Consider the following 24,775-nt stretch of genomic DNA (forward strand, 5'->3'; position numbering starts at 1 on the left):
CCCTCAGACCTCGTAGGGCTGGACGACGATGAAGTTGCCGGGGGCGCCCCGGAACTGCAGGTTCACGGTCTCGCCGGAGTGCCCGGGGTACGCGTTGCGGCGCAGCCGCACCTGGCTGGAGACGATCACCTGGGACGCGGCGGACCACGCCACGATGGCGTTGGCGTCCGCGAAGGTCGTCGGCGTGACCGGCAGTACGACCGGCGTACCGGAGGTCTTCACGACGACCGTGCCGGTGCCCTGGAACTGCATCGTGAACAGCGCGCCCCCGGGGATGCCGTGCCCTTCGATGCGCCGCACCTCGTGCTGCAGCGACTCGTCGAAGGCGAGCACGCTCTCGGCGTTGACGCAGATGGCGTCGCCCTGCAGTTCGATCGGGTGCACGTGAGCGCTGTTCTCGGCGAAGAAGACCTGGCCCTGGCCGGAGCAGCGCATCAGCTGCATCTCCTGGCCGGTGGCGTTGCCCACGATGCGGCCGCGGAAGCCGGCTCCCTTGTAGCTGAAGTCGACCTTTCCCTGGTAGAGCACCATGCTGCCCTGCCGGGCCAGCACCGGCTGTCCGTCGATGCCGAGGTCGGCGCGGATCAGCTTCTCGCTCTGCGGCGTCCAGCGCTGCCCGGTGGCGGCCTCCCGGTACTTCTGCAGCGAGGCCTCCAGGCCCGCGCCCGCACCCTGCTGCGGCACCGCGTAGGCGCCACTGCCCTGCGGCGCCGGCTGCCCGTACGCGGGCGGCTGCTGGCCGTACGGACCGGGCTGGCCGGGCGGCGGCACCGGCTGCCCAGGGTGTGCTCCGGGAGCTCCGTACGGAGCGGGCTGGATCTGCGCTCCGTAGGGGGCCTGGGGCGGCGGCGTGGCGGCGGGCGGCGCCATGGGCGCGGCGATGGTCGGGGCCGCGTGCATCTGCGCCTGCTGGTCGGCCTGCGGGGCGACGGGCGCCTGAGGAGCCGGGTACTGCTGCGGCACGTCCGGCTGCTGGGCGACGGGCTCCGGCTGCGTGGCGTGCGGCGGCACGGGCGCCGGGGCCGGGGCCGGGGCAGGCTGCTGGGACGGGACGCCGAAGTCCGGTGCCGGCTCGGGAGCGGCGGGGGGCGCGAAGGCGGGCGGCGGCTCGGCGGCGGCGGGCGGGGCGAAGCCGGGCGCGGCATCCGGCTGCGGCGCGGCCTCGGCCTCCTCGGCGACCTCGCCGCCGAAGTTCCTCAGCAGCGCTTCCAGCCCGCCGTCGAAGCCCTGCCCGACGGCGGCGAAGCGCCACACGTCCTTCATGTAGAAGTCGCCGAGCATGACAGCACGCTCCGTGCTGAACTCCGCCCCCGTGAAGGAGTAGCGCGCGACCTCCTGTCCCCCGGCGACGATGCGGATGTACCCCGGGCCGATCTGCGACATCTGGCCCGCGCCGTCGATCGCCGCGGTGAAGGACAGCTTCTGGATGTGCTGCGGGATCCGGTCGAGCGTGACCCGGAAGGACTCGGTGTCGCCGGCCTGCGGGCCGAGCTGCTGGAGGGACTCCTCGGGCGACTTCGGCTGGTTGAAGAAGACGAAGTACCGGTCGTCGGACAGCCGTTCGTCGGCGTCCAGGCCGAAACAGCTGATGTCGAAGGTCAGACCGGGAGCGGCGATCTGTACGCCTACGTACAGATCCGTACCCGCGGTCAGGTCACTGATCCTGGCCTTGTGGCCCCGTTGGAATTCCCTGGCCATACGTAACGACCGTCCCCCATCCGAGCTTGATTGCGTTGCGCGTCAGGCTAACGGCTGGCTCGGACACGGGACGATGCCGGGGTTCGACGGTTCGGTCACGAAAATCCCGGGAGCACCGTACGGCTCATTCGCTGCGCGCGGCGGGCAGATGCGGCAGCCGGCCGGCGGCGACCACCCCTTCCAGGTAGCCGCGCGCCCGCTCCGTACGGGGGTAGGCCGTCAACAGCTCCCAGAAGCTGGGGCCGTGTCCGGGGACGAGCAGATGGGCCAGCTCGTGCAGCAGCACGTAGTCGATGACGTACTCCGGCATGCCCTGGAGCCGGTGCGAGAGACGGATGCTGCCCTCGGCAGGGGTGCACGATCCCCAGCGGGTGTTCTGATTGGTGACCCAGCGCACCGAGGCGGGACGGGCCCGGCCGCCCAGGTACTGCGCCGACAGCCGCTCGGCGCGCTCGGCGAGCTCGTCGTCGCCCAGTATCCGCTTGCTCTCCTGCGCGGCCAGCTTGTCCAGCATGACCGTCACCCAGCGGCGCTCCTCGGCCTCGGACATCCGGGCCGGGATCAGGACGACCGTCCGGTCGCCCTCTCTGTACGCCGAGACCGTGCGCCGCCTCCGTGAGCTTCTGCGCACCTCGACCGCGCTGGTCGTGGCGCCGCTGCCCTGCGGGCTCGCGGCGTTCCGGCGCTGCGGGTCGGCGGCACGATGCAGTGGGTCGGCGGGCACGCCCCGACGTTACCTGTTGGCGGCGGGGGAAGTCCCGTCCCCGAGCCGGGTTGCCGGCGAATCCCTCCATGTCGAGTACGCGGACGCCCGGCACTGGTACACAGAGACGCTCGGCGTTGGTACGACTATCTTCGCCGCCTGTGGACAACTCCGGGCGCCGGCCCGGGCTCTTGCCGCATGCTCGATCCGTGCGACAGATCCGGGCCTCGGCGAACGACCGGCAGGCAGCTCCGCGAGCCCCGCGTCGCATCCGCACCATCGCCCGGTCACACACCGACCAGCACCACACCAACGGGGGACGACATGCGACACCCACACCCGACCACTCCACATGCCCCTCCCCCTGCCTCGTCCCCCTCTTCTTCCACCACGCGTCCGGCTCCAGGCCCTCGCCCGCGGCCGATGCTCAAGCCCGCTCTGCGGCGCGGCTGGCGGGACAGGTCCACCGTGCGCTTCGGCGTCGCACCGGCCCATGCCGTGGTGATGGGCCCGGTGGACAGCGCGACCGGCAGTCTGCTGAGCCTGATCGACGGCACCCGCAGCGTCGAGCAGCTGGAGCGTGAGGCCGCCGCGCTGCAGCTGCCGCCGGAGCACACCAGGGAAGTGGTGAACCGCCTGGACGCCGCCGGGCTGCTGGACACCCCTTCCCCCGCCTCCCCGGTCGGCGAAGCGCTCCGGACCGACCTCCCCGCGTTCGACCGGCTGCGCCCGGACCTGGCCGGCCTGTCGGTGCACCATCGCGACAGGACGGGTGCGGAGGAACGGATGTGGGCACGCCGCTCGGCGCGGGTCCGCGTGCGCGGTACCGGCCGGGTGGGTGCGTCGATCGCGGCGCTGCTCTCCGCGGCGGGCGTCGGGCAGGTGGAGGTGCTGGACGGCGGTCGGGTCGAGCCGTGGGACGTGCTGCCCGCCGGCTTCTCCGCCGACCGCGTCGGCACACGCCGGGACGTCTCCGCCCGGCGCCTGATCAACGAATGCTCCCCGTGGACCAGGCGCCCCCGTTCCTCACCCGGAGCCGCGCCGACCGGCACCACGCCGCCCTCGGGTGAGGAACGGATCGGCGAGCCGGGTCCCCATACCCAGCACGCCCGACCGGCCCGGTCTGCCGAGGACGTCGCTCGCAGCATGGCCGGCGTTGACCGCACCCACGACGGCCCCGCCCCACCGGTCGATCCGCCTCTCGTCCTGACGGTCCTCGCCCCGCGCGACGGCCTGGCCGCCTACGCCCCCGATCCCCGGCTCGCCGAACCGCTCCTCACCTCCGGGATACCGCATCTGTACGCGGGCGTCGTCGAGGCCACGGGAGTGGTGGGGCCGCTGGTGCTCCCCGGGGACACGGCCTGCGCCGGCTGCTGGGAGCTGCGTCGCACGGAGGCCGAGCCGGCCTGGCCGCGACTGCTGGCCCAGTGGCGCTCCGGCCGTGCCGCCCCGGCCGTTCCCGCGTGTGACGCGGCGCTGGCGACGACGGTGGCGGGGCTCGCCGCGACACAGGTCCTGACCTTCCTCGACGGGTATCTGCCACCCTGTACGGGCGCACGGACAGAGCTTGCGCTCCCCTGTACGAGCTGGGACATCGATCGGATCGAGGCTCATCCCGAGTGCGCCTGTGGCGCGGCGCGCTCCGCTGCCACCGCAGCCGCCTCGGATCCTCGACCCCGACACGCCACAATGACGGGGTAACCCCACAGGGAACCGGAGCGAGTTGGAGGGGCACATGGCGGCACCACACCGAACCGACACGTCCACCGCCTACCCCTCGACCCCCAACTCGCCCCCCGACCGTCCCGGCCGTCCGACCGGTGCGACCGGCCCGGCCGATCCCACCGATCCGACCAACCCGATCGATCCGACCAACCCGATTGACCGAGCACTGACCTGACTCGTGGGAACAACGCGCCCCGCCGGAGCGGGGATCTTGGGAGGACGCGCACATGTCTGATCTGCCGCGCAAGGCCGTCGTGCGGACGGCCAAGCTCGCCGCCCTCCCCCTGGGCTTCGCCGGGCGCACCGCACTCGGGCTGGGCAAGCGCATCGGCGGACGCCCGGCGGAGATGATCGCCACCGAGCTCCAGCAGCGCACCGCCGAGCAGCTTTTCGCGACGCTGGGCCAGCTCAAGGGCGGCGCGATGAAGTTCGGGCAGGCGCTGTCGGTGTTTGAGTCGGCGCTTCCGGAAGAGATCGCCGGGCCCTATCGTGCCGCGCTGACCAAGCTCCAGGAGGCGGCCCCGCCGCTGCCCGCATCCACCGTGCACACGGTTCTCGCCCAGCGGCTCGGGGAGGACTGGCGGGAGCTGTTCGCGGAGTTCGACGACAAGCCCTCGGCCGCGGCCTCGATCGGGCAGGTGCACCGGGCGGTCTGGCACGACGGCCGCGAGGTCGCGGTGAAGGTGCAGTACCCGGGCGCCGGCGAGGCGTTGCTCTCCGACCTCGCTCAACTGGGCCGGTTCGCACGGCTGCTGGGTCCGCTGGTGCCCGGCATGGACGTCAAGCCGCTGATCACCGAGCTGCGCGACCGGGTCTCGGAGGAGCTGGACTACGGCCTGGAGGCGGCGGCCCAGCGGACGTACGCCGAGGAGTTCGCGGGCGACCCGGATGTCGTCGTGCCGGCCGTCGTCCACCAGGGTGACGAGGTACTGGTCACGGAGTGGATGGAGGGGATCCCGCTCTCCGAGATCGTCTCGCACGGTACGCCCGAGCAGCGGAACCGTGCCGGGCAGTTGCTGGCCCGCTTCCTCTTCTCCGGCACCGCCCGTACGGGCCTGCTGCACGCCGACCCGCACCCGGGCAACTTCCGCCTGCTGACCGGTGACGCACCCGACGGACCGCCGGAGGAGTGGCGGCTGGGGGTGCTGGACTTTGGCACCGTCGACCGGCTGCCCGACGGGCTGCCGCCCACGATCGGTACGTCTCTGCGGATGACGCTGGACGGCCGGGCCGATGAGGTCTACGAGCTGCTGTGCGAGGAGGGGTTCGTCAAGGACTCCATCGAGCTGGAGCCGGACGCGGTCCTGGACTACCTGCTCCCGATCATCGAGCCGGCGCAGGCCGAGGAGTTCACCTTCACCCGCGGCTGGATCCGGAACCAGGCCACTCGGATCGCCGACCCCCGCTCCCCCGCCCACCAGCTGGGCAAGCAGCTGAACCTCCCGCCGTCGTACCTCCTCATACACCGGGTGACGCTGAGCACGATCGGGGTGCTGTGTCAGCTGGGCGCGACGGTCCGGCTCCGGGACGAACTCATCAGCTGGCTCCCGGGCTTCGTCCACCCCGCCCCGGTCCCCGTGCCGGACCCCGAGTCCGCCTCGCTCCCCGCCCAAGCCAACCGCGACACCAGCCCCGAGACCAGCCCCGAGCCCGCGGAGGATCACGCCACGGAGGAGGACACCCCCGAAGAGTCCTCCGCCTGACCCTCCGCACCAGGTGGCTCCGGCGCCCAGCCCCCGGCCTTCGCGAGCCGGGGCGGCCCCGGGGGCGATGGGTCAGGGCCATTGCCGTGCAGGCGGCTGCCTGACAGCTGCCTGACAGGGGTGGCGGGGTTACCACCAGGCCGAGTCCAGGCGGGATTCGATGGCTCGCAGGTGGGTTCGGGCGCAGGTCTCGCAGAAGTAGCGGCGGGTGCCGTTTTCGACGGAACAGGTCCAGGTCGGCGGGGTGCCATCGGCCACCGCGCCGCACAGGGCACAGACCGTGGTCTCCTCGGGCCCGAACGTTTCGCCGCTCTCGGACGTGTCGTCCGGTGCGAGGTGTGGGTCCGTCGTTCCGGAGCTCCGGGCCGTCGTTCGGGGGTGTGCGTCCGTTCTGAGGGTGCCGCCCTCCCGGTTGGTTTTGCCGGTCAACTCCGCCCGCTCATGCGTCTCGTCGTCCACTGCCCGACGATATCTCCGCCAAGGCCGACAATACGTGCAGAAGACACTGGTAATGCGGATCGTGTCGGAGCACGGGCCCGCCATTACGGCGCACGGTGCGGGCGACCCGGCGCACAGTTCGACCGTCGGGTGCATGTGCCATCCAACGGGCGCACGGAGCGGAAGTCACGGCGCACGTTTTCATGCTTTCCGCTCCCCCATGCCCTTGGCTTCCCTCGGCCCCCTCCCCCGTCATCGCTCGGAAAAGCGCATAGCGCGCCGCACTGCCCGGGAAGGGCGTGGGCGCGCTATGTGAGTCGAGCCGCTCGGGGGCGGTCACTGCATGACGGCCATGGCCAGGGCGCGGCGGGCGCGGAGGGAGGCACGTTCGGCACGCCGCTGCATGCGGCGGGCCGTGGCGAGCCGGTGGGCTCTGCGGTCCCTCTCGGCCTCGCGCAACCTCTCATGGATATGCGCGCGAGCCAGGGCTTCTGGGATGAGTTGCATTTCGCGGGTCCTGTTCTGGCGACGCTCGTTCGCGCCGGAGTTCGCGGGGGCGGGCATGTCGGTGAGGGATGGGTTCATCGTCGGATCCTGCTTCTGGGGGTCCCGGGTGACGGGACGGTCGATCGTTCCTGTGCCGGTGGTGTTCATGCCGCGACCGGGTTCTTGCGCGGACGGCCACGCGGGCGCTTCCGGGGGACGACAACGCCCTGGACGAAGAGCTCACCGCCCCAGACACCCCAGGGCTCGCGGCGGTCCTTGGCGCCGGCCAGGCAGGCCTCGCGCACCGGACAGGTCTGGCACAGCGACTTGGCGTACTCGACGTCGGCCGGGGACTCGGCGAAGAAGACCTCCGGGTCGTAGGTACGACACGGAACGGCGGCGCCGAGGCGGTCGATCTCGTCGTCGAGCTCGGTGAGCGGAAGCAAGGAGTTCTCCTGGGTGTCGGGCGGGGGAATCAGGTCGGTGGCGACGGACGGGGTGTGCGTCTGGAGTTGCACGGTGGTGTGTTCCTCGTCTGTTCGGCCCGGCTGGTGGCTGGGCTGTCGTATGGCGCCCTCCGCCGGCTGCGGAGGACAAACAAAAGGGCCGCGGATCCCGGTGTGGGTTCCGCGGCCCTGGAAGGTGCCGACCTGATCTCGCCGATCAGGCTGGATCACTCCAGGGTTCGAGCCCGCGGAAGGCCCACATGTCGTTCTGCTGCGTGTACTCGGTCGTGCCGTACTGCGTCAGGGATTCGGCACCATTGGCCGCCGCAAAGGCAAAGGCATGCGCGTTTGCCACTGCTGCTACCTCAGGTGCCTCGGTCGGTCGCTCGCTGCGCTCGCGAATCGGAAGAATCGCGAGGGACGCGGGACGCGGGGCCGCAACGCCGGACAGGCGGACGGAACCGGACAGACCGGCTCCGGACAGACCGGTGCTACGGAGCGAAGAGCCGAGCGGGCAGGCGGCGACGACCGAGAGATCGGTCATTTTCTGGGTCTCGATGAAGCTGATCACTGGTCTCGCCTCCTTTCGGCGTCTTCGGGGACCGGCGCGAACCGGTCCGGGTTGTTCAGTACAGCACGAATCCAACGGTTCTCGGAAGGCCCGTTGTCTCCGTGCTTCCGAAGGCTATGGGGATGCGCTCCGCGCGCGCAAACTATTTTTCCGACGACTTTTCCGCGTCATCGGAGACGTTCCCCGGAAGCCTTCATTCCGCAGCGTCCTCGTCACCTTCGGCCCGGCCCGCCGCGAGTTCTCCACCCGGGAGTTCTTCCCCCGCGCACAGGGCCAGGACGTCGGCACCAAATCTGCCGAGCTTGCGCCGTACAACTCCAGGGATGCCCGCCAGCTCCTGTTCGGTTCCCGGAACGGCCTCGGCGATCGCCATGAGCGTCTTGTCGGTGAAGACGCAGAATGCCGGCTGGCCCAGCGCGGCGGCCTGCCCCTCGCGCCAGTCCCGCAGCCGCTCGTACAGCCCCTCGTCCAGCTCGGAGGGGCAGTCCTCGCAGCGCATCAGCTTGATCTCACCGCCGTCGGAGAGCACCCGGCCGCACACCCGGCAGCGGATCGGCCCGCGCCGCGTGCGGCGGGGCGCCTCCCGCTCCTCGCCCCGGGCGGCCGCGTCGCCGACGCCCCGCACGATGCCGCCGCCCCCGCCGGGCGAGCGGTGCCCCGCGGCCCCGGAGCCCGGCCGCAGCCCCTTCAGGAAGCGGCTGGCGCTCCGGTGGGCCCGGCCGCCGGGAGAACGCGAGAGGGCCCACGAGAGGCTCAGATGGCGCCGCGCGCGGGTGATGCCGACGTACAGCAGGCGGCGCTCCTCCTCCAGCTGCTCGTCCGTCCTGGCGTACGTGATCGGCAGCATGCCGTCGGTGAGGCCGACCAGGAAGACCGCGTCCCACTCCAGGCCCTTGGCGGCGTGCAGCGAGGCGAGCGTCACACCGTCGACCGTCGGAGCGTGCTGGGCGCTCGCCCGCTCGTCCAGCTCGGCGACCAGGTCGGCGAGGGTGGCCTCGCGGCGCGCCCGGGCGAAGTCCTCGGCGAGCCGGACCAGCGCGGCCAGGGACTCCCAGCGGTCGCGCACGGCGCCGGAGCCGGCCGGCGGCCGGTCGCCCCAGCCCATCTCGCTCAGTACGGCCCGCACCTCCGAGGGCAGGTCCTGGGCGTCGTCCAGCAGCGCGTCGTTCCCCCCGAAGCGGGCGGCCGCGCGCAGCTTGTGACCGGCCTCGCGCACCTCCGGGCGCTCGAAGAACCGCTCGGCCCCGCGGAGCTGGTACGGCACGCCCGCGTCGGCCAGCGCCTGTTCGTAGACCTCGGACTGGGCGTTGATGCGGAAGAGGACGGCTATCTCGCCCGCGGGCACGCCGGAGGCGATCAGGTCGCGGATGCGGCGCGCGGTGCCCTCCGCCTCGGCGGGCTCGTCGCCGTACTCCACGTGGACCGGCTCCGGGCCCGCCTCGCGCTGGGAGACCAGCTCCAGCCGGTGCTCCGCGGCGCGGCCGCCGGCCTGGGACAGGAGACCGTTGGCGAGGTGGACGACCTGGGGGCTGGAGCGGTAGTCGCGGACCAGTTTCACGACCGTCGCGCCGGGGTGGCGGGTACGGAAGTTCAGCAGGTGGTCGGGGGTGGCGCCGGTGAAGCTGTAGATCGTCTGGCTGGCGTCGCCGACCACGCAGAGGCTGTCGCGGTCGCCGAGCCACAGCTCCAGAAGGCGCTGCTGGAGGGGGCTGACGTCCTGGTACTCGTCGACGACGAAGTGCTGGTACTGGGAGCGGACCTGCTCGGCGATGTCCGGGCGGTCCTGGAGCACGCCGACGGTGAGCAGCAGCACGTCCTCGAAGTCGATGACGCCGCGGTCCCGCTTGAGGTCCTCGTAGGTGCGGTAGATCTGGGCGATCTCGGCGGGGTCGCGGGGGGCCTCGCGGGTGGCCTTGGCGACGGCTGCCGGGTAGTCGGCGGGGACGGTCTGGGTGACCTTGGACCATTCGATCTCGCCGGTGACGTCACGCAGCTCGGTGCGGTCCAGCCGGATGCCGGAGCGGGCGCCGGCCTCGGCGACCAGCTGGACCTTGCGGTCCAGCAGCCGGGGGACCTCGCCGCCGACCGCCTTGGGCCAGAAGTACTGGAGCTGGCGCAGCGCGGCGGAGTGGAACGTACGGGCCTGGACGCCGGCGGCGCCGAGCTGGCGCAGCCGGCCGCGCATCTCGCCCGCCGCACGGTTGGTGAAGGTGACGGCGAGGACGGTGTTGGGCTGGAGGATGCCCGCGCGGACGCCGTACGCGATGCGGTGGGTGATCGCGCGGGTCTTGCCCGTACCCGCACCGGCCAGCACGCAGACGGGGCCGTGCAGCGCGGTGGCGACCTCGCGCTGCTCGGGGTCGAGCCCTTCCAGCACGGCGTCGGCGTCCGCCGGGGCGGCGGGGAAGTTCGTCGCCGACGGTGCCTGCGGGAAGAGGGTGGGGTCCGATGCTGCTGTCACCCCGCCATGCTGCCAGGTCCGTGGCGGCGGCCGGGAATGTTGTCCACAGGCGCGGCCGGTGGTCGTACTTTTGCGCACGTCCCGAAGGAGCCGGAAGCGTGCGGGGCGGGAAGCACTAGAAGAAGGCGGGAATACTCACCCGCGAGCGCCCCCGAGAGAGCGGGGAATGGTCCGGGGTAGGTGCGCGTTGAACCACTGCGGTCGCGGCAATCCGCCGCCACCACGCCGAGCAGCAGCAAGAAGGAGCGCGAGACTCATGGCGGGCACTGTCACGATGTACAGCACCACCTGGTGCGGTTACTGCCGTCGGCTCAAGGGCCAGATGGACCGCGAGGGCATCGCGTACACCGAGATCAACATCGAGCACGACCCCGAGTCCGCGACGTACGTGGAGACCGTGAACGGCGGCAACCAGCTGGTGCCGACCGTCGTCGTGGTCCCCGAGGCGGGCGGCGAGCAGCACGCCAAGGGCAACCCGTCGCTCGCGTGGATCAAGGAGAAGCTCGCCGCCTGAGGCCCGCGCACGCCGTTGCGCGGCCCGCGCTGTGAGGCCGGACGCGCAGAGGGCCGGAACCGTACGGTTCCGGCCCTCGCGCATGCCCGCGGCCGCTACGGCTTCGGCAGCGGCTTCCCGTACCAGAGCTCGATCAGGCGGGCCGCGATGGAGATACCGTACGGCGGCAGGACCTCGCCCGATTCGAAGGCCTCGCGCAGGTCCTCACGGGAGAACCAGCGGGCCTCCTCGATCTCCTCGCCGTCCACCTGGATCTCGGGGTGCGTGGCACGGGCCATGAAGCCGAGCATCAGGCTGGAGGGGAAGGGCCAGGGCTGGCTGGCGACGTACTCGACGTCCCCGACGACCACGCCGGCCTCTTCGTGGACCTCGCGCCGCACCGACTGCTCGATGGACTCGCCCGGCTCCACGAAGCCGGCGAGCGTGGAGAACCGGCCTTCGGGCCAGTGCACCTGGCGCCCCAGGAGCGCGCGGTCCTCCTCGTCGGTGACGAGCATGATCACGGCCGGGTCGGTACGCGGGTAGTGCTCGGCGCCGCAGGCCGGGCAGCGGCGGATGTGACCCGCCGCCGCGATGACCGTGCGCTCGCCGCAGCGCGAGCAGAAGCGGTGCAGCCGCTGCCAGTTCTCCAGGGCGACGGCGTGCACGAGGAGGCCGGCGTCGCGCTCGGACAGCAGCAGACCGGCTTCCCGCAGGCCCGCGGGGCGCGCGGACTGGTCCATGCGGCCCGGGAGCGAGTCCTTCTGAAGCGCGAAGTAGCGGACGCCGTCCTCGTCCTGCCCGAGGTAGTAACGGTGGGTCTCGGTCATCGGCGCCTCGAAGGAGGGCGTCATGACCAGTTCCGTACGGCCGTCGGGGGTGTCGTCCACCAGGGCCTGGCCGCCGGAGACCACGAAGACGCGCGTCGTCGGGTGGCTCCACGCCGCGGCGAGCCATGCCTCGTCGAGTCGGTGATGCGCGCTGCGGTCGATGCCGCTGTCGGCGCTGAAGGTGATGGGCCGGTGTGCGTCGTGATCGATCCGGGTGGTCACTGGTGTTTCCAACTCCCCCTGTGCGAGAGGTGCGGGCTGCGTACGGATGCGGGGCGCCGGCCGGCAGGGGGCCGCGGCCGCGGTGGTCGGGTCATGCCGGGCGCCAGTTCTCCGCCAGGTCGCCCCACAGGTACGCCGCGGTCTCGACGCCCTTCATGAGCAGGTCCAGCTCGACCTTCTCGTTGGGCGCGTGCCAGCCGTCGGAGGGCACGGAGATGCCGAGGAAGAGCACCGGCGCGCCGAGCGCGTCCTGGAGGTCGGCGGCGGGCCCGGAGCCGCCCTCCCGGGTGAAGCGGATCTTCTGCTCGAAGGCGCGGCCCATCGCGCGGGCGACCGACTGCAGGGCGGGGTGGTCCAGCGGGGTGAGGCAGGGCCGGGTGGCGCCCCAGAAGGTGATCTCGTGCCGGATGCCGGCCGGCAGCCGCTCGGCGACCCAGGAGCGGACGGCCTCCTGGACGGCGGCCGCGTCCTGGCCGGCGACCAGCCGGAAGGAGAGCTTCAGCTGGGCCCTGGACGGCACGATGGTCTTGCCGCCGGGGCCCTGATAGCCACCGCCGATGCCGTTGACCTCGGCCGTGGGGCGGGCCCAGACGCGCTCCAGGGTGGTGTGGCCGGCCTCGCCGAGCGCGGCGTGCGAATGCGCCGTACGCAGCCACGCCTCCTCGTCGAAGGGCAGCTCGGCGAAGAGCTTCCGCTCCCGCTCGGTGAGCTCGGCCACGCCGTCGTAGAAGCCGGGGATCGCGACCCTGCGATCCGCGTCGTGCAGCCCGGCGGCCAGCCTGGCCGCCTCGGTGGCCGGGTTCGGCACGGCGCCGCCGAAGGAGCCCGAGTGGATGTCCTGGCCGGGCCCGTACAGGTCGATCTGGCAGTCGGTGAGGCCGCGCATGCCCGTGCACACGGTCGGCGTGTCCTCCGCCCACATGCCGGTGTCGGAGACGATCACCGCGTCGCACGCGAGGCGGTGCGCGTGCTTGGTGATCAGCGCGGGGAAGTTCGGCGAACCGGACTCCTCCTCGCCCTCGACGATCAGCTTGAGATTGACGGCGGGGGCGGTACGGCCGGTCGCGGCGAGGTGCGCCCGCACCCCGAGCGTGTGGAAGAAGACCTGGCCCTTGTCGTCGGCCGCGCCGCGCGCGTACAGCTTGCCGTCGGCGGTGTGCGGCTCGAAGGGGTCGGTGTGCCAGCCGTCCTCCAGGGCGGCGGGCTGCACATCGTGGTGGCCGTAGACGAGCACCGTCGGGGCCTCCGGATCACCGGACGGCCACTCGGCGAACACCGCGGGCAGCCCCTCGGTCTCCCAGATCTCGACTGTCGGGAACCCGGTCTCGGCGAGCTTCGCGACCAGCCATTCGGCGCTGCGGCGTACATCGGGGGAGTGGCCGGGGTCGGCCGACACCGAGGGGATGCGCAGCCATGCGCCGAGGTCGTCGAGGAAGGCCTCACGGCGGCTGCTGATGTACGTGCGGACGGCGCTGTCCGGGGTGCTGCTCATACCCCTGAGCCTATCGGCCCGTATGGGTCGTACGGTCGCCGGTCTCACCTCCGTGACCGGCCGGGTACGCCGTGTCGGCGTCGTACGCGCCCGGTGCGGCGGCCGTGCCGTCGGTGCCGCCCGGGTGCTCGCCGAGCAGGATGCGTTCCAGCTCACGGCGGCCGGGGAGTCCCGCGGGCCGGACCAGTTCGCCGCTGCGCACGTACAGGAAGGCGACGCGCACGGCGGTGAGCGGGACGCCGCGCTGCTCCGCCCAGGCCAGGCGGTACAGGGCCAGCTGGAGCGGGTCGGCGTCCTGACTGCGGCCCGTCTTCCAGTCGACGATCTCGTACACCGGGCCCTCGTGGCTGTCCGTCGCCTCCGGCTCGGGGGCGAGGCGGTAGACGGCGTCGATGCGGCCGCGGATGATGCGGCCCCCGAGGGTGAGCTGGACGGGCACCTCCACCCGGTACGGCGTGCGCCGCGCATACGGGGTGCGCGCGAACGCCTCCTTGAGGGCGGCGAGGTCCCGCTCGTCCGCGATGCCCTCCTCGGCCGGCATCTCCTCGTCGGCGCCGGGCAGCTCCTCGGGGCCGAGCATCGGCAGCGTCAGCTCCTCGAAGCGGGACTCGACCCAGGCGTGGAAGCGGGTGCCGCGGCGCGCGCCGGGCTGCGGGGGGCGCGGCATGGGCCGGGCCAGCTCGCGCGCGAAGCCGTCCGGGTCGGCGGCCAGCCGCATCAGCTGCGAGGCGCTGAGCGAGGACGGCAGCGGCACGTCCTGGACGCGGGCCCGGGACCGGCGCAGCTCGCCCGCCAGCGCGTCCAGGTCGCGATCCCAGGACGCGACGGCCCGCCGCTCCTCGGGGACGAGCGAAGCCATGGTGTCCGCCTCGTCGCCGTCCCGGGCCGCGGGGACGGCGGGTGTGTGCGCGGTGCGGTCGGGGACGGCGCGTGTGGGGTGGCCGGGGTGCGAGGCGTCGTCCGGCGCTGCGTACGTGCCGTCCTCGTCGTGCGGAGGCTCGTAGGGCCCGTCCTCGTCGTCCTCTCCGTACGGCGGCTCGTAGGACTCGTCCTCGCCGTACGGGTCGCCGTACCTCTCCTCGTCCTCGTACGCGGGCTCCTCGGGCGGCCATTCCGGGTCGTCCGCCGGAACGGGGCCGGCCGGGGCCTCCGGTGGCCCGGAGGGGGCCGTCCCGGCCTGCTCCGGACCGTGTTCCAGGCGCTGCACCCGGGCCAGTACGGCTTCGGCCGCGGCCCGGCGGCGGGCCATCGCCTCCGGGTCCAGCGGGAGCGGCCACTCCCCCGCCGCGTCGTCGTCCGCGGCCACGAGGGCGGGGTTCTCCGCGTCCTCCTCGGGCGGGTCGGCCCACTCCTCGATCTCGCCGTGGCCCGCCTCGCAGTGCGCGCGCAGCGCGTCCAGGAAGGCGGACGGGCCGCGGGGCCTCTTCTGATCGGGCCCCCACCAGTGGCCGGAGCCGAGCAGCAGGGAGCGCGGGCGGGTGAACGTGACGTATCCGAGGCGCAGTTCTTCGGTGGCCTGGTGGTCCTTCATCGCCTCCTTGAAGGCCTTCAGGCCGCGGCTGTCCCACTCCGGTACGTCGGGGAGGGTGTCGGCGTCGCCGCGCAGGGCGTGCGGCAGCACCTTGGCCTGGCTGGTCCAGGACTCGCGGGCCCGGCTGCTGGGGAACTGCTTCTCGACCAGCCCGGGGACCGCGACCACGTCCCACTCCAGGCCCTTGGACTTGTGCGCGGTCAGCACCTTGACGGTGTTCTCGCCGCCCGGGAGGGAGCTGTCCAGGCCCTTCTCGTGCTGCACGGCCGTTCGGAGGAACCCGAGGAAGGCCAGCAGCGTGGCCTCGCCGTCCAGGGCCGCGAACCCCGCGGCGATGTCGAGGAAGGAGCCCAGGGTCTCGCGGCGGCGGGCGGCCAGGGCGTGCGGGGAGGCGGACAGCTCGACGTCCAGCCCCGTGGTGGCCAGGACGCGGTGCAGGACGTCCATCAGAGGGTCCCCGAGGGAGCGGCGCAGCTCGCGCAGCTCGGCGGCGAGGTGCGCGAAGCGGACCCGCGCGGCGGCCGAGAAGGGCAGCGCGGCGCCCGGCCCGTCCTCCCCCGAGGCGCCGGCGTCCGTCCCGAGGAACGTGTCCAGGGCGTCGGCGAGCGAGATCACCTCGGCCGGGTCGGTGCCCTCGACGGCCTCGGCGAGGCGCCGCTCGGGATCGTCGGACGGTCCGTCGCGGTGGACGAGCGTACGGGCGAGGCGGCCCAGCAGGGCGAGGTCCCGGGGGCCGACGCGCCAGCGCGGCCCCACGAGGAGGCGGACCAGGGCGGCATTGGCCGTGGGGTCCTGGAGCACCTCGCAGACGGCGACCAGGTCGGCGACCTCGGGGAGGTGCAGCAGCCCGGAGAGGCCGACGACCTCCACGGGGATGTCGCGGGCGACCAGCTCGCCCTGGATGCGGGCGAAATCGCCGGCGGTGCGGCACAGGACGGCGATCTCGCCGGGCGGCGTGCCCGTACGGACGAGGTGGGCGAGGGAGTCGGCGAGCCAGCGCATCTCGTCGGCGTGGGTGGGCAGCAGGGCGCAGCGCACGACGCCGTCGCGCTCGGCACCCGGAGCGGGCCGCAGGGCCTCGACGCCTTCGTGGCGCTCGCGCAGCGGGGCGGCCAGGCCGTTGGCGAGGTCCAGGAGGCGGCCTCCGCTGCGGCGGTTCTCGCTGAGCGCGAAGCGGCGCGCCGGGCTGCCGTCGGCGAACGGGAAGTGCCGGGGGAAGTCGTCGAGGTTGGCCACCGAGGCGCCGCGCCAGCCGTAGATGGCCTGGCAGGGGTCGCCGACGGCGGTGACGGCGTGGCCGGTGCCCCCGCCGAAGAGCCCGGAGAGCAGCAGGCGCTGGGCCACGGAGGTGTCCTGGTACTCGTCCAGCAGGACGACGGCGAACTCCTCGCGCAGCAGGCGGCCCACCTCGGCGCGTGTCGTGGCGAGCGTGGCGGAGAGGGCGATCTGGTCGCCGAAGTCCAGGAGGTCGCGGCGGCGCTTCTCGCTGCGGTACGCGCCGACCAGGTCGAGCAGCTCCAGGCGGCCCTGCACCGCCTCGGGGACCTTGCGCAGCTCGGCGTTGCTGAGCTTGGCGGCGCCGAGCTCGGCGAGCAGCCGGGTGTCGTACGCGCGCAGCTCCTCGGGGGCGACGAGGTGTTCGGCCAGCTCGCCGTCGAGGGCGAGGAGGTCCTCCACGAGGGTGGGCAGCGAGGTGGTGAGCGCGGGATACGGGCCCGGCGCTTCGCGCAGCACCCGGGCGGCGAGCTGGAAGCGGGTGGCGTCGGCCAGCAGCCGGGCGCTGGGCTCGACACCGATGCGCAGGCCGTGGTCCTTCAGGAGCTGGCCGGCGAAGGCGTGGTACGTGGAGATACGGGGCTCGCCGGGAGCTTCGTCGGCGTTCCCGTGGCCGGGGGGCGCCGGGTCCGGGTCGGTCACGCCGGCCGCGAGCAGGGCGGCACGCACCCGCTCGGCCAGCTCGCCCGCGGCCTTGTTCGTGAACGTCAGGCCGAGTACCTGCTCGGGGGCGACCTGCCCGGTGCCCACCAGCCACACCACGCGCGCGGCCATCACCGTCGTCTTGCCGGAGCCGGCACCGGCCACGATCACCTGCGGAGCGGGCGGTGCCGTGATGCAGGCCAGCTGCTCCGGGGTGAACGGGATGCCCAGCAGCTCCTTGAGCTGTTCGGGGTCGGTGATGCGCGCGGACACGTCCGAGACGGTAACGGGCGGCACTGACAACGGAGCAAAACCGCCGGTCAGTGGGGCGGACCGTCACTCGACGACGTGCTGCCCCTCGGGCCGCGCCGAACAGGAGCTCTTGAAGGCGCAGTGCGTGCAGTGCTGTCCGGTCGAGGGGACGAAGCGCTCCTCCAGTACGCGGCCCGCGGCCGTGGCCAGCAGGTCGCCGACCCACTCGCCCGCCCCCTCACCCGACAGGGGAGGCTGCGCCTGCACCACGGGGAGCGCGTCGCCGCCGTCCTTCTTCGCGGCGCCCTGGCGCAGCTGTACCAGCTCCGCTCCCCCGGGCTCCGGGGTGCGGCCCCCGAAGACCTCGTCGACAGCCCCTTCGCGCACCGCGAGCTGGTACACGGCGAGCTGCGGGTGCCGGGCCACCTCAGGGCCGGTCGGCCGGCTCTTGCCGGTCTTGAAGTCCACGACGTACGCATGGCCGTCCGCGTCGGCCTCGACGCGGTCCATGCTGCCGCGGATGCGCACCGCGTACTCCTCCGCGGCGCCGGCCTTCAGTGTGACGTCGAAGCCGTGCTCGGTGGCGACCGTGGTGCGGCCGAGCGTCTCGCGCTCCATGACGTGCCAGCGCAGGAAGCGCTCCAGGGCGGCGCGTGCGCTGTCCTTCTCCTGACGCGACTTCCACGGCGCGTCGAAGGCGAGCGAGTCCCATACGGAGTCCAGCCGTTCCATCAGCACGGCGAGGTCGGCCGGGGTGCGGCCGGAGGCGACCTCGTCTGCCAGGACGTGCACCACGTTGCCGAAGCCCTGCGCAGCGGTCGCGGGCGCGTCCGCCTTGACCTCCCGGCCCAGGAACCACTGGAGCGCGCAGGTGTTGGCCAGCTGGTCGAGTGCGCTGCCCGAGAGCGCCACGGGGGCGTCCTTGTCGCGCAGCGGTACGGAGCTGTGCGTCGGCTCGTACAGGCCCCACCAGCGGTACGGGTGCGCGGCGGGCACGAGGGGGCGGCCCTCGTCGTCCCGGAGCGCGGCCAGCCTGGCGAGCCGCTCGACGGCGGCGGTGCGCAGCGCCTCGGAGGCGGCGGGGTCGACGACGGTGGCGCGCAGCTCGGCGACGAGCGCGGCCACCGACAGGGGGCGGCGCGGCCGCCCGGTGACGTCGACCGGGTCGACGCCCAGCTCGGTGAGGAAGCGGGAGGGCTGGTCGCCGTCGTCGGCCGCGGCCTTCACGGCGGTGACGACGAGGCGCTCCCGGGCACGGGTGGCCGCCACGTAGAACAGCCGGCGCTCCTCGGCGAGCAGCGCCCCCGGGGTGAGCGGTTCGGCGAGACCGTCCCGGCCGATCCGGTCGGCCTCCAGCAGCGAGCCGCGGCGGCGCAGGTCGGGCCAGAGCCCCTCCTGTACGCCGGCGACCACGACGAGGCGCCACTCCAGGCCCTTGGAGCGGTGCGCGGTCATCAGGCGGACCGCCTCGGGCCGCACCGTACGGCGGGTCAGCGTGTCGGCGGCGATGTCCTGGTTGTCCAGCTCCTCCAGGAAGTTCAGGGCGCCCCGGCCGCCGGTGCGCTCCTCGGCGCGCGCCGCGGTCTCGAACAGGGCGACCACCGCGTCCAGGTCACGGTCCGCGTTCCGGCCCGCGGCGCCGCCTCGCCGGGCGGTCCGTTCGAGCCGGCCCGGCCAGGGCGTCCCGTCCCACAGCTCCCACAGCGCCTGTTCGGCGGTGCCGCCGCCGGCGAGCAGCTCGCGGGCCTTGCGCAGCATCACCCCGAGGCGCTGCGCGCCCCGTGCGTACGCCGGGTCGTGGGCCACGAGGCGCTCCGGCTCGTCCAGCGCCTCGGCGATCAGTACGTCCGAGGGGCGCGCCACGGCCTGCCCGGCGGCCCGCTCCTCCTCCCGGAGCGCGCGCCCGAGCCGCCGCAGATCGGCGGCGTCCATCCCGCCCAGCGGCGACGTCAGCAGCTCTATGGCCACTTCGGGCGCTATGCGCGTGTACGCGGCGGGCGCCTCGGCCCCGGACGGCGCACCGGACTCGGCGGGCTCGACGGGCTCCGTGGCCTCCTCCGCGGCCTCGTCCGGGGCTCCCCCCTCCCCCGGGGGTTCCTCCGGGGTCCGGGCCTCCCCGTCGGCCGTCAGGTGCGCGTCCAGGTCCCCGTCCGGCGCCTCCTCGGCCCCGTCCGTGCCCGGGACGGCGGTCACCGGCGCGTCCGTCGCCGCCACCCGCAGCGCCAGCAGCAGCGGCGCGACCGCGGGCTCGTGGCGCAGCGGGAGGTCGTCGCCGTCGATGTCGAGGGGGACGCCCGCCGAGGTGAGGGCGCGGCGTACGGAGGGGATCGAACGGCCGCCGGCGCGCACGAGGACGGCCATGTCCTGCCAGGGAACGCCGTCCTCCAGGTGGGCCCGGCGCAGGATGTCGGCGATGTTGTCCAGCTCGGCCCCGGCCGTCGGGTACGTGTACACCTCGGCCCGGCCGCCGTCCCGTACCGGCGTGGGCTCGCGGTGCTCCCTGACCTGCCGGGCGGGCAGCCGGTTGAGCGGCATGCGGCGGGTGAGCAGCCGGGTGGCGGCGACGAGCGCGGCCCCTGAACGGCGCGCGGTGCGCAGCACCTCTACGGGCGCGGGCGCCCCGTCCGCGCGCCGGAAGGTCTCCGGGAAGTCGAGGATGCCGTTGATGTCGGCGCCGCGGAAGGCGTAGATGGACTGGTCGGGATCGCCGTAGGCGACCAGGGTGCGGCCGCCGCCGGCCCCGGGGCGCGCGGGCCCGCGGTTCCCCGCCAGCGCGTGCAGCAGCCGTACCTGCGCGGCGTCGGTGTCCTGGTACTCGTCGACGAAGACCGCGTCGTACCGGCGCGCCAGCTCGGCCGCCACTTCGGGGCGCTCGGCGAGCAGCACCGCGCGGTGCACCAGCTCGGCGTAGTCCAGCACCCCCTGCGCGTCGAGGACGTCGAGGTACTCGGCGAGGAAACCGGCGGCGGCGCCCCAGTCGGGCCGCCCCGTGCGGCGCGCGAAGTCGCCCAGCGCGTCCGGGCCGAGACCCAGCTCGCGGCTGCGGGCGAGCACGGCGCGCACCTCGTCGGCGAAGCCGCGGGTGGTCAGGCAGGCCCGCAGCTCGTCCGGCCAGCCGACCGGCGCGCGGCCCTCCCGGGCCAGCTCCGCCTGGCCCGCCAGCAGCTCACGCACCACGAGGTCCTGCTCGGGTCCGGACAGCAGGCGCAGCGGGTCGGCGAAGAGGTCGGCGTCCTGATGGGCGCGGACCAGCGCGTAACAGAAGGAGTGGAAGGTGGTGGCCTGCGGGCCGCCCGCCCGGCGCAAGGCGGCTCCCGTGTCCCCCGCCCCGTCCTCCGACGGGCTCTCGTGGCTCAGCCGGGCCGCCATCCGGTCGCGCAGCTCGACGGCGGCCTTGCGGCTGAAGGTGAGGACCAGGATGCGCTCGGGGTCGGTGCCCTCTCGTACGCGCCGGGTGACCGCCTCGACGAGCGTCGTGGTCTTGCCCGTACCGGGGCCGGCCAGCACGAGCAGCGGGCCGCCCTCATGGTCAACCACCGCACGCTGACGTGCGTCCAGGACAGGAGGGCGCACCGCGTCCGGCCGGCTGCGGACCAGGCGGTACGCGCCGGGCGCATCCCGCCGCTCCGGCCGTGGGTACGGCCGGGGCTGCGGAATCGCCGAGGAGGAGGAACTCACGTGGATCGCCTGTGCCGGGGTCTGAGGTGCGGTTGCGGTGGTACTGGGGTCCTGGTGTGCGGATGCGGTGGAGACGGGTGTCCGGTGAGTGATGCCGGACGCCCGATCTGCGGTGATGCTGGTGGTACGGACAAGGCTGTCGATACGTGTGGTGCCGAAGTGCGGGGTGGTATGGGTGCTGGTGTCCGTCGTGCGGGCTGCGCCCGACGCTACGCCAGGTGGCGCACGAGCCGCAGCGCGTCCCGCGAGCGAGCGGCGGGAACCGCCGGTCGCGCGCGTCCCGTACGCGCCCCCGGAAGCCGCGCGCTCAGCCCTCGCGGTCCGGGGCGCCGCCCGCGTCCCGGGAACCGGCCGGGTCCGGCTCGCTGCCGTCCCAGCGCGCCCGCGCCATGTCCAGCCGCGGTATCCCGCGCTCCTCGCGGGAGCCGGCGGTGCGCTTCGGCTCGCGCAGCGGCGTGCCCTCGGTGCGGTAGTGCTGGAGCGCGCGCCGCTCGCTGCCCGGCAGCAGGACGCCGTCGGCGCGGACCACGCGCCACCACGGCACGGCGCCGCCGTACAGCGCCATCACGCGTCCCACCTGCCGCGGGCCCATCCGGCGCCCGCCACCTCCCGCCTCCGGGTGCGCATCGGGGTGCCCCTCTTCATTCAGGTACTCGGCGACGTCCCCGTAGGTCATCACGCGGCCCGGCGGAATCCGTTCGGCCAGGTCGAGCACGCGATCCGCGTACTCCGGCAGCTCGCCGCCCGGGGCGTCGCTCCCGTTCTCTCCGGTCCCACTCATTCGGCCCATCCTGCCGTACGCCACCGACAACGCCCGCCGTTCCCCGCCACGGCGGTGGCGTCGCGTGCACGAAGGGGCGACGCGGCGTACGCTGCGCTTCCCGCGCCCCCGAAATGCACCCTGATGCCCCCCTCCGCTCCGTGGCCGTGCCACCATCTTCCGGGCGGTGACTGGTGATACGAGATCAAGAAGAGACGGCTGAGCAGCATCAGGGCGCGGCGCCTCCTGGGGAGGCGGGCGCTCCCGACGCGCTGTCCGGGCCCGGTGGCAGCACCGCCGACCACCGCTCCACCGAGGCCGGTACAGCCGGCACCAGCACCGCCGAGAACGAGAACGACGGAACGATCAAGAGGAAGCCGGAGCAGCCGGACCAGCCGGAGAAGACACCGGGACAGCCGCTACAACGGGGAAGGGCTTCCACCACCGACATGGCAAGCACGACCGACCAGGCCGGACGGGCCGACGTGCCCGAAGGGGCGGGCGCAGCCGCCGGCCGCAGCCCGAAGGACGAGCGTCCGCCGCCGGGTGCCACGCGCGACGACGCGGGCGGGCAGGACGCCGACAGACCCGGGACGGCGCAGGGCCTCCGTACGGAGCGGACCGACCGCCCCGAGGGGGACGACCGCCTCGCCAAGGGCGACCGGATCGGCGACGAGGGCGTCGGCAGCGAGTTCCACGTCGACCACATCTCGGGCGACGAGCCCCTGCTGCCCGCGCGCGTGCACCGGCCCTTCGATCTGCTGCGCTTCCTGCTCGGCATCGTGGGGATCGCGCTGGTCCTGGGGCTGGCGACGTTCGCGCACGGCACCACGCAGGGCCTGGAGAACGACATCGGCAAGGGCGCCGGACAGGCACCCCAGCTACTGATCACCTTCGCCGGGCTGACCGCGAGCATCGCGGTCCTGATCGTTCCGGTGGCCTTCGCGATCGAACGGCTGATCAAACGGGACGGCCTGCGGATCGCCGACGGCGTGCTCGCGGCCGTCCTCGCCCACGGGGTGTCACTCGCGACGGACCTCTGGGTGGCCGAGGCCGCACCGGAGTCCATCCGGGACGCGCTCACCCAGCCGCTGGCCAACGGGGCGATCACCGCCCCCGTGCACAGTTACCTCGCGCCCGTCATCGCCTACATGACGGCCGTCGGCATGTCCCGTAGGCCGCGCTGGCGCGTGGCCATGTGGTGCGTGCTGCTGCTCGACGCCTTCGCGGTGCTCGTCGGCCGGTACACCACCCCGTTCGCGATCGTCACGACCGTACTGATCGGCTACACGGTCGCCTTCGGCACGCTGTACGCGGTCGGTTCCCCGAACGTCCGGCCGACCGGTCAGAACCTCCTGGCCGGCCTGCGCCGGGTCGGCTTCCGGCCGGTCAGCGCGCTGCGCGCGGAGGACACCGCGTACCCGGAGCACTCCGACCGCGGCCGCCGGTACATCGTCACCCTGGAGGACGGCCCGCCCATCGACGTCACCGTCGTGGACCGCGAGCAGCAGGCGCAGGGCTTCTTCTACCGCGTGTGGCGCAGGCTCTCGCTGCGCGGCATCAACCAGCGCCGCAGCCTTCAGTCGCTGCGCCAGGCGCTGGAGCAGGAGGCGCTGCTGGCGTACGCGGCGATCGCGGCCGGGGCGAACGCGCCCAAGCTGATCGCCACCTCCGAGCTGGGCCCGGACGCCGTGATGCTCGTGTACGAGCACGTCGGGGGCCGCACCCTGGACGCGCTCGCGGACGAGGAGATCACCGACGAGCTGATGGACAACGCCTGGCAGCAGGTCGCGGCGCTGCAGTCACGGCGCATCGCGCACCGGCGGCTGGTCGGTGACGCGCTCCTGGTGGATCGTTCCGGCACGGTCGTCCTCACCGACCTTCGCGGCGGTGAGATCGCCGCCGGGGACGTGGTGCTGCGGATGGACGTCGCGCAGCTGATGACCACGCTGGGCCTGCGGGTCGGCGCGGAGCGCAGCGTGCAGGCGGCGGTGGAGGTGCTCGGCCCGGACGCGGTGGCGGACAGCCTGCCGCTGCTGCAGCCGATCGCGCTCAGCCGGACCACCCGGGCGACCCTGCGCCACCTGGCCAGGGAGCGGGCCAAGCGGGAGCGTGAGGCGGTCCTGGCGGCCTCACAGGCGGCAAAGGCGGCGAAGGCCGAGGAGGGCCGTACCGACCGCAAGACGCTGCGCGCCGAGAAGAACGCCGAGAAGCGGGCGCTGGACGAGGCGATGGAGGAGGCCCGCGAGGAGGACCTGCTCTCGCAGATCCGCCGCCAGGTGCTGCTGATCCGGCCGACCGCGCCGGTGGAACCGGCCAAGCTGGAGCGGATCAGCCCGCGCACGCTGGTGAGCTGGATCGCCGGCGCGTTCGCCGCGTACTTCCTGCTCTCGCAGCTCACGCACGTGAAGTTCGACCAGGTCATCGGCGAGGCGAACTGGGGCTGGGTGGCGGCCGCGATGTTCTTCTCGGCGCTGACCTACATCGCGGCGGCGCTCAGCCTGCTGGGCTTCGTCCCCGAGAAGGTCTCCTTCGTGCGGACGGTGATCGCGCAGGTCGCGGGCAACTTCGTGAAGCTGGTCGCGCCGGCCGCGGTCGGCGGCGTGGCGCTCAACGCCCGCTTCCTGCAACGGGCCGGCATCCGGCCGGGCCTCGCCGTGGCGAGCGTCGGCGCGTCCCAGCTGTTCGGCCTCGGCAGCCACATCCTGCTGCTGCTGACCTTCGGCTATCTGACCGGCACCGAACGCACGCCCTCGCTGTCGCCGTCCCGTACGGTCATCGCGGGGCTGCTGACGGCGGCGGTACTGGCCCTGGTGGTCACGGCCATCCCGGCGCTGCGCAAGTTCGTGGTGACCCGGGTGCGGTCGCTGTTCGCCGGCGTGGTGCCGCGCATGCTCGACGTGCTGCAGCGCCCGAAGAAGCTGGTCGCCGGCATCGGCGGCATGCTGCTGCTGACGGCGGCGAACGTGATGTGCCTGGACGCCTCGATCCGGGCCTTCGGGGGCGGCGACCAGATCTCCTACGCGAGCATCGCGGTCGTCTTCCTGGCGGGCAACGCGCTCGGCTCCGCCGCGCCCACGCCGGGCGGCGTCGGCGCCGTGGAACTGGCCCTGACCGGTCTGCTGACGGCGGCCGGCCTGGGCAGTGACACGGCCCTGTCGGCGGTGCTGCTCTTCCGTCTGATGACGTTCTGGCTGCCGGTGCTGCCGGGCTGGATGTCCTTCACGTTCCTGACGCGCAAGGGATCGCTGTGACGCACGCGTACGAAGGCGAGCGCACGGTCGCCGCTCGCCTTCATACGTGGCGCGACGCGCGCCTCAAGAGGCCCGCGCGGCACGCGGCTTCGTACGCGGCGCGGCACGTACCTCC

The 24,775-nt window shown here is 73.5% G+C and carries 16 protein-coding genes; 4 read left to right on the forward strand and 12 right to left on the reverse strand.

Going from position 1 to position 24,775, the window contains the following annotated elements; all coding sequences use genetic code 11:
- Nucleotides 1-3: 3 nt before the first annotated feature.
- Nucleotides 4-1,698, reverse strand: coding sequence for a TerD family protein (locus ACZ6WH_RS33940; RefSeq protein ID WP_469733328.1), 1,695 nt, complete (start codon nucleotides 1,696-1,698; stop codon nucleotides 4-6).
- 124 nt (nucleotides 1,699-1,822) lie between these two features.
- Nucleotides 1,823-2,422 carry a M48 metallopeptidase family protein gene (locus ACZ6WH_RS33945; RefSeq protein ID WP_361563903.1) on the reverse strand — a complete coding sequence of 200 codons (600 nt, stop codon included), beginning with the start codon at nucleotides 2,420-2,422 and terminating at the stop codon, nucleotides 1,823-1,825.
- Nucleotides 2,423-2,824: 402 nt separating this feature from the next.
- Between ACZ6WH_RS33945 and ACZ6WH_RS33950 the strand changes: the two genes are divergently transcribed.
- Both ACZ6WH_RS33950 and ACZ6WH_RS33955 read left to right on the forward strand, forming a co-directional pair.
- Nucleotides 2,825-4,102, forward strand: coding sequence for a ThiF family adenylyltransferase (locus ACZ6WH_RS33950; RefSeq protein ID WP_469733330.1), 1,278 nt, complete (start codon nucleotides 2,825-2,827; stop codon nucleotides 4,100-4,102).
- A gap of 251 nt (nucleotides 4,103-4,353) precedes the next feature.
- On the forward strand, nucleotides 4,354-5,829 hold the full coding sequence (locus ACZ6WH_RS33955; protein WP_469733332.1) for an ABC1 kinase family protein: 1,476 nt from the start codon (nucleotides 4,354-4,356) through the stop codon (nucleotides 5,827-5,829).
- A gap of 129 nt (nucleotides 5,830-5,958) precedes the next feature.
- Here the strand turns inward: ACZ6WH_RS33955 and ACZ6WH_RS33960 are convergent, their stop codons facing one another.
- From ACZ6WH_RS33960 to ACZ6WH_RS33980, 5 genes are all read right to left on the reverse strand, one after another.
- Nucleotides 5,959-6,288, reverse strand: coding sequence for a hypothetical protein (locus tag ACZ6WH_RS33960; RefSeq protein WP_469733334.1), 330 nt, complete (start codon nucleotides 6,286-6,288; stop codon nucleotides 5,959-5,961).
- Nucleotides 6,289-6,603: 315 nt separating this feature from the next.
- Nucleotides 6,604-6,921 (reverse strand): hypothetical protein, encoded by a 318-nt coding sequence (locus tag ACZ6WH_RS33965; RefSeq protein ID WP_361563895.1) that lies wholly within the window; start codon nucleotides 6,919-6,921, stop codon nucleotides 6,604-6,606.
- Nucleotides 6,918-7,271, reverse strand: a complete 354-nt coding sequence (locus ACZ6WH_RS33970) for a WhiB family transcriptional regulator (protein ID WP_361563892.1) — start codon at nucleotides 7,269-7,271, stop codon at nucleotides 6,918-6,920. The genes ACZ6WH_RS33965 and ACZ6WH_RS33970 overlap by 4 nt, the downstream gene beginning before the upstream one ends.
- Before the next feature lie 145 nt (nucleotides 7,272-7,416).
- The gene (locus ACZ6WH_RS33975) at nucleotides 7,417-7,770 is read right to left on the reverse strand and encodes a hypothetical protein (RefSeq protein ID WP_469733336.1); all 354 of its coding nucleotides are present in this window, start codon (nucleotides 7,768-7,770) and stop codon (nucleotides 7,417-7,419) included.
- 193 nt (nucleotides 7,771-7,963) lie between these two features.
- Nucleotides 7,964-10,309, reverse strand: a complete 2,346-nt coding sequence (locus ACZ6WH_RS33980; protein ID WP_469733338.1) for an ATP-dependent DNA helicase UvrD2 — start codon at nucleotides 10,307-10,309, stop codon at nucleotides 7,964-7,966.
- A 178-nt stretch (nucleotides 10,310-10,487) separates the two neighbouring features.
- Between ACZ6WH_RS33980 and ACZ6WH_RS33985 the strand changes: the two genes are divergently transcribed.
- Nucleotides 10,488-10,745 carry a glutaredoxin domain-containing protein gene (locus tag ACZ6WH_RS33985; RefSeq protein ID WP_432858594.1) on the forward strand — a complete coding sequence of 86 codons (258 nt, stop codon included), beginning with the start codon at nucleotides 10,488-10,490 and terminating at the stop codon, nucleotides 10,743-10,745.
- Between the two features lie 95 nt (nucleotides 10,746-10,840).
- Here the strand turns inward: ACZ6WH_RS33985 and nudC are convergent, their stop codons facing one another.
- From nudC to ACZ6WH_RS34010, 5 genes are all read right to left on the reverse strand, one after another.
- Complete coding sequence (gene nudC, locus ACZ6WH_RS33990; RefSeq protein ID WP_432858592.1) at nucleotides 10,841-11,776, reverse strand: NAD(+) diphosphatase; 936 nt, start codon at nucleotides 11,774-11,776, stop codon at nucleotides 10,841-10,843.
- Between the two features lie 91 nt (nucleotides 11,777-11,867).
- Nucleotides 11,868-13,268 carry a dipeptidase gene (locus ACZ6WH_RS33995; protein ID WP_469733341.1) on the reverse strand — a complete coding sequence of 467 codons (1,401 nt, stop codon included), beginning with the start codon at nucleotides 13,266-13,268 and terminating at the stop codon, nucleotides 11,868-11,870.
- A 10-nt stretch (nucleotides 13,269-13,278) separates the two neighbouring features.
- Complete coding sequence (locus tag ACZ6WH_RS34000) at nucleotides 13,279-16,989, reverse strand: UvrD-helicase domain-containing protein (protein ID WP_469733343.1); 3,711 nt, start codon at nucleotides 16,987-16,989, stop codon at nucleotides 13,279-13,281.
- A 63-nt stretch (nucleotides 16,990-17,052) separates the two neighbouring features.
- Nucleotides 17,053-20,646 (reverse strand): ATP-dependent helicase, encoded by a 3,594-nt coding sequence (locus ACZ6WH_RS34005; RefSeq protein ID WP_469733345.1) that lies wholly within the window; start codon nucleotides 20,644-20,646, stop codon nucleotides 17,053-17,055.
- Nucleotides 20,647-20,953: 307 nt separating this feature from the next.
- Entirely contained in the window at nucleotides 20,954-21,427 is a 474-nt protein-coding gene (locus tag ACZ6WH_RS34010; protein ID WP_469733347.1) for an MGMT family protein, read from the reverse strand.
- A gap of 173 nt (nucleotides 21,428-21,600) precedes the next feature.
- On the opposite strand from ACZ6WH_RS34010, the gene ACZ6WH_RS34015 reads away from it, so the two are divergent.
- Nucleotides 21,601-24,660 (forward strand): lysylphosphatidylglycerol synthase transmembrane domain-containing protein, encoded by a 3,060-nt coding sequence (locus ACZ6WH_RS34015; protein WP_469733349.1) that lies wholly within the window; start codon nucleotides 21,601-21,603, stop codon nucleotides 24,658-24,660.
- Nucleotides 24,661-24,775: the final 115 nt, after the last annotated feature.

Source organism: Streptomyces sp. NPDC050806 (assembly GCF_055586425.1).